This is a genomic window from Phreatobacter sp. (assembly GCF_052440005.1).
GTDB lineage: Bacteria > Pseudomonadota > Alphaproteobacteria > Rhizobiales > Phreatobacteraceae > Phreatobacter.
Map to the genome: position 1 here is coordinate 1 of NZ_JBQVQL010000136.1, position 8,540 is coordinate 8,540.

9 protein-coding genes are annotated in these 8,540 nt (G+C 69.5%); 5 read left to right on the forward strand and 4 right to left on the reverse strand.

What is annotated here, in order from left to right:
• The coding region (locus ACT6XY_RS21510) for an outer membrane beta-barrel protein (protein ID WP_444750353.1) at positions 1-1,451 on the forward strand (1,451 nt) is incomplete at its 5' end.
• A gap of 12 nt (positions 1,452-1,463) precedes the next feature.
• On the opposite strand, the gene ACT6XY_RS21515 is transcribed toward ACT6XY_RS21510, so the two are convergent.
• The 4 genes from ACT6XY_RS21515 to mdoH all read right to left on the reverse strand — a co-directional run bounded on the left by ACT6XY_RS21515 (position 1,464) and on the right by mdoH (position 5,984).
• Positions 1,464-2,348, reverse strand: coding sequence for a UTP--glucose-1-phosphate uridylyltransferase (locus ACT6XY_RS21515; RefSeq protein WP_444750354.1), 885 nt, complete (start codon positions 2,346-2,348; stop codon positions 1,464-1,466).
• A 115-nt stretch (positions 2,349-2,463) separates the two neighbouring features.
• Complete coding sequence (locus ACT6XY_RS21520) at positions 2,464-3,426, reverse strand: hypothetical protein (protein ID WP_444750355.1); 963 nt, start codon at positions 3,424-3,426, stop codon at positions 2,464-2,466.
• A 3-nt stretch (positions 3,427-3,429) separates the two neighbouring features.
• Complete coding sequence (locus ACT6XY_RS21525) at positions 3,430-4,191, reverse strand: FkbM family methyltransferase (protein ID WP_444750356.1); 762 nt, start codon at positions 4,189-4,191, stop codon at positions 3,430-3,432.
• The gene (mdoH, locus tag ACT6XY_RS21530; protein WP_444750357.1) at positions 4,188-5,984 is read right to left on the reverse strand and encodes a glucans biosynthesis glucosyltransferase MdoH; all 1,797 of its coding nucleotides are present in this window, start codon (positions 5,982-5,984) and stop codon (positions 4,188-4,190) included. The genes ACT6XY_RS21525 and mdoH overlap by 4 nt, the downstream gene beginning before the upstream one ends.
• 46 nt (positions 5,985-6,030) lie before the next feature.
• Between mdoH and ACT6XY_RS21535 the strand changes: the two genes are divergently transcribed.
• From ACT6XY_RS21535 to ACT6XY_RS21550, 4 genes are all read left to right on the forward strand, one after another.
• On the forward strand, positions 6,031-7,011 hold the full coding sequence (locus ACT6XY_RS21535) for a zinc-dependent alcohol dehydrogenase (protein WP_444750358.1): 981 nt from the start codon (positions 6,031-6,033) through the stop codon (positions 7,009-7,011).
• Entirely contained in the window at positions 7,004-7,465 is a 462-nt protein-coding gene (locus tag ACT6XY_RS21540) for a bleomycin resistance protein (RefSeq protein ID WP_444750359.1), read from the forward strand. Before ACT6XY_RS21535 ends, ACT6XY_RS21540 begins: the two co-directional genes overlap by 8 nt.
• A gap of 17 nt (positions 7,466-7,482) precedes the next feature.
• Positions 7,483-7,893: a 6-pyruvoyl trahydropterin synthase family protein gene (locus ACT6XY_RS21545; protein ID WP_444750360.1), complete on the forward strand. Its 411-nt coding sequence runs from the start codon at positions 7,483-7,485 to the stop codon at positions 7,891-7,893.
• A gap of 27 nt (positions 7,894-7,920) precedes the next feature.
• Positions 7,921-8,540: glycosyltransferase (locus ACT6XY_RS21550; protein WP_444750361.1), on the forward strand; the 620-nt coding region annotated here is incomplete at its 3' end.

An 8,540-nucleotide genomic window follows, 5' to 3' on the forward strand; every position in this document is an offset into this window, starting at 1 on the left:
GGCCCGCCCTGCCCGCCGCGACCGCCCGCCAGACGGGTCTCAGACCCCTCACCCCGGCGATTTCACGCGCTCCGGTCTCCCTCGCCCCGAGCCGCGACGATGCACGCGCCCTCGACCGCGGCCTGCGCGGCGTCGCGACACCGGTTCAGCCGCGCCGGCCGGTCGACGTGCCCATCGTCACCGAGCGCACCCAGCTGCCCTCCGGCCGGGTGCTGCCGAACGCCAATCCGCTGGGCCGCGCCACCGTGATCGATCCACGCACCGGCGAGGTCGTCTCCTATGACCGGCGGGCCCAGCCGGAGGCCGATCCCTTCGCGCCCACCGGCATCCGCCTAGGCAGCTTCATCGTCACGCCGACGGTGGATGCGACCATCGGCTATGATTCCAACCCGCGCCGCCTGCCCTCCGGCGGTTCGGGTTCGCTGTTCACCCAGTCCTACGGCGAGGTGCAGGCCCGCTCGGACTGGTCCCGCCACGAGCTGACGGCACGGCTGCGCGGCACCTATTCGGCCTATTTCTCCGACCCCGGCGTCAACCGGCCCGAGGTAAATGCCGTGGTCACCGGCCGCGTCGACGTCTCCCGCGACACCCGCGTCGAGGGCGAGGCGCGCTACCTCCTCAACACCAATTCGCCGGGCTCGTCGAACCTGCCGTCCTCTCCCGACGGCCTGCGCAACCTGCCGCTCATCCACCAGTCCGGCGCAACCCTCGGGGTGGTGCAGGACTTCGGTCGCCTGCAGCTCAGCCTGCGCGGCACCTTCGACCGCTACATCTACGACGATGCCGTCACCAATGCCGGCACGGTGCTGCCGTGGGGTGAGCGCAACTACAACGCCATGGGAGCGCGCCTGCGCGCCTCCTACGAACTGACGCCGGGCCTCCGGCCATTCGTCGAGGCGGCCATCGACCAGCGCCGCTTCGACCAGAGGGTCTCGACGGGCGGCACGTTGCAGGGCTCCACCGCGACCACCTACCGCGTCGGCACCACCTTCGAGCTGACCCGGCTCATCACCGGCGAGATCTCGGCCGGCTACCTCGTCCGCGACAATCTCGAGCCGACCTTCGGCGACATCGCCGTCCCGGTCTTCGACGCCTCGCTGGTCTGGACCGCCACTGCCCTCACGACGGTCCGCTTCACGGCGAAGTCGCTGATCGACGAGAGCTTCACGACCGGCGCCTCAGGAATCGAGCGCCGGGACGTCTCGCTGGAGCTCGAACACGCCTTCCGCCGCTGGCTCTCGGGCACGGCGAAGTTGGCCTACGGGCGCGACACCTACCGCGGCACCGCCCGCGTCGACCAGCGCACCGTCGCCTCCGTCGGGCTGATCTACCGCGCCTCGCGCAACCTGCAGATCCGCGGCGAACTCCGCCGCGAGACGCTTCAGTCCAACGAGGCCGGGCAGAGTTACTCGGCCAACGTGGTGCTGTTCGGCCTCAGGCTGCAGCGCTAGCCTGCGGATAACTCAGCCGCGCAGCCGCGCGATCTCCTGGCGCAGCGGTCCCGCCAGGTCGTCGCGGCGGAGCGCATAGGCGAGGTTGGCGGTGAGGAAGCCGAGCTTGGTGCCGGTGTCGTGGATCTCGCCGTCGAAGGTGAAGCCGAAGAAGGGCTGCTCGCCCTTCAGCTTCAGCATGCCGTCGGTCAGCTGGATCTCGCCGCCAGCGCCGCGCTCCTGCGTCTCCAGGATGCGGAAGATCTCCGGCTGCAGGATGTAGCGTCCGGAAATGGCGACGTTGGACGGCGCCGTGCCCTTCGGCGGCTTCTCGACCATCTCGCCGATCTCATAGGCGCCGCCGGCCGCCGGTTTGCCCTTGCCGATGATGCCGTACTGATGGGTCTCGCTGTCGGGGACCTCATAACCGGCCACGAAATTGCCGCCAGTCTCGTTGTAGGCCTCGATCATCGCGGCGATGCAGCCCTTCGCACCGGCCTTTGCCAGGTGCAGCATGTCGGGCAGCAACAGCGCGAAGGGCTCGTCGCCGACGATATCGCGCGCGCACCACACCGCATGGCCGAGGCCGAGCGGCTCCTGCTGGCGCGTGAAGGACGTGGCGCCCGCCGCCGGCAGGTCGCGCTTCAGTTCGTCCAGCGCCGCCGTCTTCGACCGCGCCGCAAGCGTCGTGTCGAGCTCGAACGACTTGTCGAAGTGATCCTCGATCACCTGCTTGTTGCGGCCGGTGACGAAAACGAAATGCTCGATTCCCGCTTCGCGGGCCTCGTCCACCACGTGCTGGATCACCGGGCGATCCACGACGGTGAGCATTTCCTTCGGGATCGCCTTGGTGGCGGGCAGGAAACGCGTGCCGAGCCCGGCGACGGGGAACACAGCCTTGCGGATGCGACGGACCATGAAAGAAAACCTCGAGGAGGACGATGACGCGGCAGGAAGCTAAATCAGCAATGCTGAACGCCGCGTGAGTGCCACGGTTCCATAAAACCACCGCAGCGGCAGGGACGCCGCCCCGTCACTTGTCGATGGCAGGCGCCGCGAGCTGCGGCGGAGCCGCGCGGAAGGCGTTGAACACCATGTCCGGGGCCGAGGTGTTGTGGCGCGAGGCGGCGAGGCGGCCGGCCCAGAGGTCGGTGGCATTGGCCCCTCGGAACGGCATGATGGGCTCTTCCCGCCAGCCCGGCGCATCCTTCTCGCGCACCGCGATGCGGGCAACGTCGGCGTTGAACTCGGTCACGTACATCGAGCGCAGCGCCGCGAAGGGGCCCCCGGCGATGGGGCGGGCAAAGGCGACGTCGAGGCCGATCATCTCCTGGTTCAGCGTCGAGAGCCGCACCGTGGCGCTGTTGCCGTCCGGATAGGTCAGGGTGAAGGTCTTGGTCGCAGGGTCGAAGGCGACCTCGCTGATCTTGACTATGGGCCGGCCCTCGACGACCACCGGCCCGATCAGGAAGGACGAGCCGTAGGCGGTCCAGCGAAGATTGGAGGGCGGCAGCGGCCGGGCGCGCCAGTAGCCGTCGGTCGGATAGAGGACCAGCACCTCCTCGGCGCGATCGCGGAAACGGTACCAGATCTGCAGGAGGTGGATGTTGCGCTCCGTGCGCTCGCCGATCTTCACCGTGGTGTCGGAGGGTCGCCAGAAGCCTTGCTCGCGATAGCCGACCACCTGCCACTCCACCGTCTCGTAGAGGGTGATGCGCTGGGGCATCGGCTGGGCGAGCGCCTCCTCCTTCATCGGACAGGCGGTCCAGTCGGGTGCGAAACGGTCGACGGCGAGCGAGCCGATATAGGCCGGGTGAGCGGCCTCGATGCGGAAGGCGCGCACCTGCGGGTTCGTCAGGTTGAGCGTGACGTTGTCCTTTTCCGCGCAGAGAACCGGCTCGGAGGCATTGGTCACCTCCACCGGCAGGCCGTCGAGGGAGGCGGCATGGGCGGCGACGCTCGCGAGGAGCGCGGCTGCGGCTAGGGCGAGACGCATCGATCAGTCCTTCGCGAGCACCGCATAGACATCGCCGGAATTGGCGGCGTGGGGAAGACCCGCCAGATGGGCGGTCATCGTCGCCCGGTCGACGAAGCGGCCGAAGGTGAGGCTCTGGCTCTCCCCGAGCGCCACGTCGAAGCCGTAGTCACCGAGCCCCGACAGCCTGTCCAGACATTCGAAGGCCACCTCGCGCTGGATGGTGGTGAACTCGAAGGAAAGAGCGGGGAGCGGCTGCGACAGGCCCTCGAGCACGTCGGCCTCGAAGCCCTCGACGTCGATCTTGGCGAAGTTCGGCACGCCGTAGTCTGCGACCAGCCGGTCAAGGGTGAGGCAGGGAACGCTGATCTCGCGGTCCCAGACCTGGCCGTCCCAGCCCTCCGCGCCGGCCGCGGAGGCGACGAAGGCGTGGGACGCGGTGCTGACCGTGGGGTTGGCGGTATTGATACGGAGGTTGATCTCGCCCTCCGCGGCGCCGCATGCGGCGCGCAGCAGCGTCACCCGCGGGTCACCCTCGAAGAGCCGGGCGATGACGCCGGCCGGCCCCGGCTGCGGCTCCAGCGCCACGACCCGCGCGCCGAGGCGGCGGAAGCTCGCGACCCGGTCGCCGACATGGCTGCCGACGTCGAAGGCGAGGCCGCCCTGGGGCACGAAGCGGCGGTAGAGCGCGTCCATCGCGGCGTTTTTGGCGGTGTCGCCGTGATAGGTGACGACCGACTTCGCGACGGCAACCGCCTCGGCGATGCGCTGGTCGAGGGACATCATGACGCGCGCGCCCGGGCGATCTCGTCCGGCATGGCGAACTCCTCGGGGATGCCGCAGAAGCGGGTGGTGACGAAGAGCCGGCCGAGGCGCGGCGACGCCGTGACCACGGCGAAGGGCACGGCGATCAGGAACCCAGCGGTCAGCGGCAGCGACCACAGCGCCGCGGCGGGCGAGGCGCCCCAGAGCAGGCCGAAGACGACCCAGCCGAAGGCCATCTGCGGCCAGAACGCGTCCCAGGCCTCGCGCCACGTCAGCGCCATGGCGTCGCGCTGCTGGCCGCCCCAGACCACCGACCTGCCGAAGGCGAGGCCGATCATGAAAACGGTGATGCGGAAGGAGGTCAGCGCGCCGAGGAGGAAGGAGAAGACGAGCTCGGTCGCCGCCGCAACGAGGAAACGCAGCCTGCCGCCGTAGCGCGCAGTGCCGCCCTCGCTCATCAGCACGTCGGCGAAACCGGCGATCTTCGGCATCAGGTACATGAGGAAGAAGAGGACGTAGACGGTCGCGGCGAAGCCGACGGGGAAGGCTTCGCGGCTCGGCCCGTGCCAGGCGAGGAAGGGCGAAAGCGCGATCATCAGCGTCCAGGCCGGCACGCCGACGAACATCAGGATGGCCCAGACGAGCTGGAACCGGCTGATCGGCTTCAGGCCCGGCTGGTCCAGCAGCTTCACATACTGCATGTTGCCCTGGCACCAGCGCACGTCGCGGCGCGAGAACTCGAGGATGGTCGGCGGGTTCTCCTCCCAGGAGCCCTCCTCCACCGGCAGCACGCGGACCTCGTAGCCGGCGCGGCGCATGAAGGTCGCCTCCACCTGATCGTGCGAGAGGATGTGGCCGCCGAGCGGCGGCGAGCCGCCGAGCACCGGCAGGTGGCAGTCCTCCATGAAGGGGCGGATGCGCACCAGCGCGTTGTGCCCCCAGAACGGTCCGCAATCACCCACCCACCAGGCCTGCCCCATCGTGTAGGCGCGCATGCCCTGACGCATGCCGAACTGGAAGATGCGGGCGAAGGCCGACGAGGAGGGCATGCCCACCACGAGGCTCTGCAGGATGCCGATCCGCGGATGGGCCTGCATCATCCTCACGTGCTTCACGATGGTGGCGCCGGCCATCAGGCTGTCGGCGTCGAGCGGCAGCATGAGCTCGTAGCGCGAGCCCCAGCGGTCGAGGAAGTCGCGAACGTTGCCGGCCTTGAAGCCGGCATTGTCGGTGCGGCGGCGGTAGACGACCCGGCCCTCGCCGGCGACGGACGCGAAGGTGGCCGCGGCCTTTTCCTCGCGCTCGGCAATCTCCGGCCGGTTGGTGTCGGAGAGGATGAAATAGTCGAACTGGCTGCCCTCGCCGGTGGCGTCGATGCTTTCCTTGACGATGGCGAGGCGGCCGATGGCCCGCTCGGGATCCTCGTTGCGCAGCGTCATAAACACGGCGGTCCGGATGGCGAGGGGGGTCGGCACGTTGCCGGCGACCGCGAAGGGCGCCACCTCCGTCATGGCGTTGCCGTTCCGGTGCAGCAGCCACAGGCCGATCACCGCGTTCCAGAAGCCGAGAACCGTCCAGGGCGTGGCGATGGCGAAGGCGAGGGCCAGTACCGCGTCGACCGGCGTCCAGCCGCCCGTGCCGAGGACGGACCAGGCCGCCCCGTTGAGCAGAAGCCAGGTGACGACGTTCAGCGCCAGCACGATGAGGCGGCGCCGGCGCAATTCTGCCGTGGACTGGACACCCGTCGGCGTCGTAGAGCCCTGCTGCGAGACGGTGCCGCCGGTCGTTGCCGGAAACGGCGAGAGATCAGTCATCGATGGCCTCCGTCGCCCGGAGCGGGCGGCGAAACGGGAGAAGCATATGGCGGCGACCGCCCGAGCCCTCTGGTACGTCTCGCGCCGGACGGTAGACCTGCGCAACACAACGCTGGATGAACGCGGACCGGCCGACGCCGAAATTCGCATGATCTATAGCGGTGTCAGCCGCGGCACGGAAAGGCTCGTCTTCAACGGCCTTGTCGCAGCCCCCGAACGCGACCGGATGCGCTGTCCGCTGCAGGAGGGCGACTTTCCCTTCCCGGTGAAATACGGCTACTGCGCCGTCGGCGAGGTGGAGGCGGGCCCGGATCATCTCGTCGGCCGCACCGTCTTCACTCTCGGACCCCACCAGACCCGCTTCCTCGCCCCCACCGACAAGGTCTCGGTGGTGCCGCTGCCCGAGGGCGTGCCGGCGCGGCGGGCCATTCTCGCCGCGAACATGGAAACGGCGCTGAACGCCGTCTGGGATTCGGGCGTCGGCCCCGGAGATCGGATCGTCGTGGTCGGCGGCGGCGTGCTCGGCCTGCTCGTCACCTTTCTCGTCTCGCAGATTCCTGGCGCCGAGGTGACCCTCGTCGACCTCGAGCCCTCCCGCCGCGACTTCGCGAAACTCTTCGGCGTGAAGTTCCAGAAGCCGCTGGACGGCCCGGCAGACTGCGACGTGGCCTTTCATGCCTCCGCGACATCGGCGGGCCTCGCCTGCGCCCTCGCCTGCTGCGGCGACGAGGCGACCGTCGTCGAGCTCTCCTGGTTCGGCGACCAGGACCCGGCCGTGCCGCTCGGCGCCGGCTTCCATTCGAAGCGCCTGAAGCTGATCTCCTCGCAGGTCGGCATGGTCGCAACCTCCCGGCGGCCGCGCTGGTCCTATGCGAGGCGGCTCGAAAAGGCCCTCGGCCTCCTCGCCGACGACCGCCTCGACCAGCTCATCACCGCCGAGGTGGCCTTCGCCGACCTGCCCGCCGCGCTGCCGAAAATCCTCGAACCCGGCGCGCAGGGGCTGATGACCGCGGTGCGCTATGGCTGATCAGGCCGCGGACCGGGAGATCGTCCCGCCACTCGTTCCGGAACTGGTGGTGGCGGATCTCGACCGCAGCCTCGCTTTCTGGCTCGACGTCATGGGCTTTCGCATCCGCTACCAGCGCCCCGAGCACCGCTTCGCCTATCTGATGCGCGCCAGCGCCCACGTGATGCTGGTCGAGCAGCGCTCGCCCGATCACCCCCGGGGCGAGACCTGGACGGGCGGCAACCTCGAGCCGCCATTCGGGCGCGGCATCAACTTCCAGATCCAGGTCGACGACGTCGGTCCGACGCTCGCTCTCCTGGTCCAGAATAACTGGCCCCTGTTCCGTGAGCCGAGAGACGCCTGGTATCGTAAGGGTGATGTCGAGGTGGGCCAGCGCGAAGTGATGTTCCAGGATCCGGACGGCTACCTCATTCGTTTCGGTCAGTTCCTGGGCCAACGCCCTCTCTCCGCCTGACAGTCTTGGAGACCTCCATGTATTCCGTCGAAGTTCGCGACCGCATCATGATCGCCCACTCCCTGCCCGATCCCTTCTTCGGGCCGGCCCAGGGCAAGCACGGCGCGAGCTTCGTCATCGACGTCGCCTTCTTCCGCGAGACGCTGACAGCCCAGAACGTCGTCGTCGACATCGGCGCGGCGCTGGACGTGCTCGGCAAGACGCTGAAGCGGCTCGCCTACCAGGACCTCGACACGCTGCCCGAATTTGCGGGCCAGCTCACGACCACCGAATTCCTCTGCAAATACGTCTTCGACCGCATGGCCGAGGCCGCCGCGTCCGGCGCGCTCGGCGCCGATGCCTCGGGCCTCGCCAAGATCCGCGTCACCTTGCATGAACACGATCTCGCCCGCGCCACCTTCGAGGCGCCGCTTGCCCGGCGGGCCTGACCCCGTGCGGTCCGGCGGGCGCGTTCCATGACGCGGGCGGTCTTCGCCATCCCCGGCGACCTCGCGACCCCGACCGGCGGCTATCGCTATGACCGGGAGGTGCTGGCCCGCGCCGGCGCTGCGGGCGTCGACCTCGTCCACCTCGCCCTGCCCGGTACCTATCCCAGCCCGTCGGCGGATGATCTCCTGCGCACGGCAGGCGCCCTCGTTTCGCTGCCCGCCGGTGACGTGCTGCTCATCGACGGCCTCGCCTACGGCGCCCTGCCCGAAAGCATCTGCCTCTCGATCAAGAGCCCGATCGTGGCGCTGGTCCACCATCCTCTGGCGCTGGAGAGCGGCATCGCGCCCGAAGCGGCCGAGCGGCTTCGGACCAGCGAGCGGACGGCCCTGTCCCACGTGCGTGCGGTCGTCGTCACCAGCCGCTCCACCGCCCGCATCCTCGCCGAGGACTACGATGTCGCCCCGGACCGCATCACCGTGGCGGAACCGGGCACCGACCCCGTTCCCCGCGCGCGCGGCTCGGGCGAGCCGGCACCCGTCATCCTGGCGGTCGGCGCGCTCTCGCCGCGCAAGGGTTACGACGTCCTGATCGAGGCCCTGGCCCGGCTCGGCGGCGAGGCCTGGCGCCTCGTGATCGCCGGCGCCCG

Excerpts from the sequence above, each read along its gene's own strand:
- ACT6XY_RS21520 (WP_444750355.1), bottom strand. The coding sequence starts at position 3,426 with ATGCGTCTCGCCCTAGCCGCAGCCGCGCTCCTCGCGAGCGTCGCCGCC.
- ACT6XY_RS21515 (WP_444750354.1), bottom strand. The coding sequence starts at position 2,348 with ATGGTCCGTCGCATCCGCAAGGCTGTGTTCCCCGTCGCCGGGCTCGGC.
- ACT6XY_RS21540 (WP_444750359.1), top strand. The coding sequence starts at position 7,004 with ATGGCTGATCAGGCCGCGGACCGGGAGATCGTCCCGCCACTCGTTCCG.
- ACT6XY_RS21535 (WP_444750358.1), top strand. The coding sequence starts at position 6,031 with ATGGCGGCGACCGCCCGAGCCCTCTGGTACGTCTCGCGCCGGACGGTA.
- mdoH (WP_444750357.1), bottom strand. The coding sequence starts at position 5,984 with ATGACTGATCTCTCGCCGTTTCCGGCAACGACCGGCGGCACCGTCTCG.
- ACT6XY_RS21525 (WP_444750356.1), bottom strand. The coding sequence starts at position 4,191 with ATGATGTCCCTCGACCAGCGCATCGCCGAGGCGGTTGCCGTCGCGAAG.
- ACT6XY_RS21545 (WP_444750360.1), top strand. The coding sequence starts at position 7,483 with ATGTATTCCGTCGAAGTTCGCGACCGCATCATGATCGCCCACTCCCTG.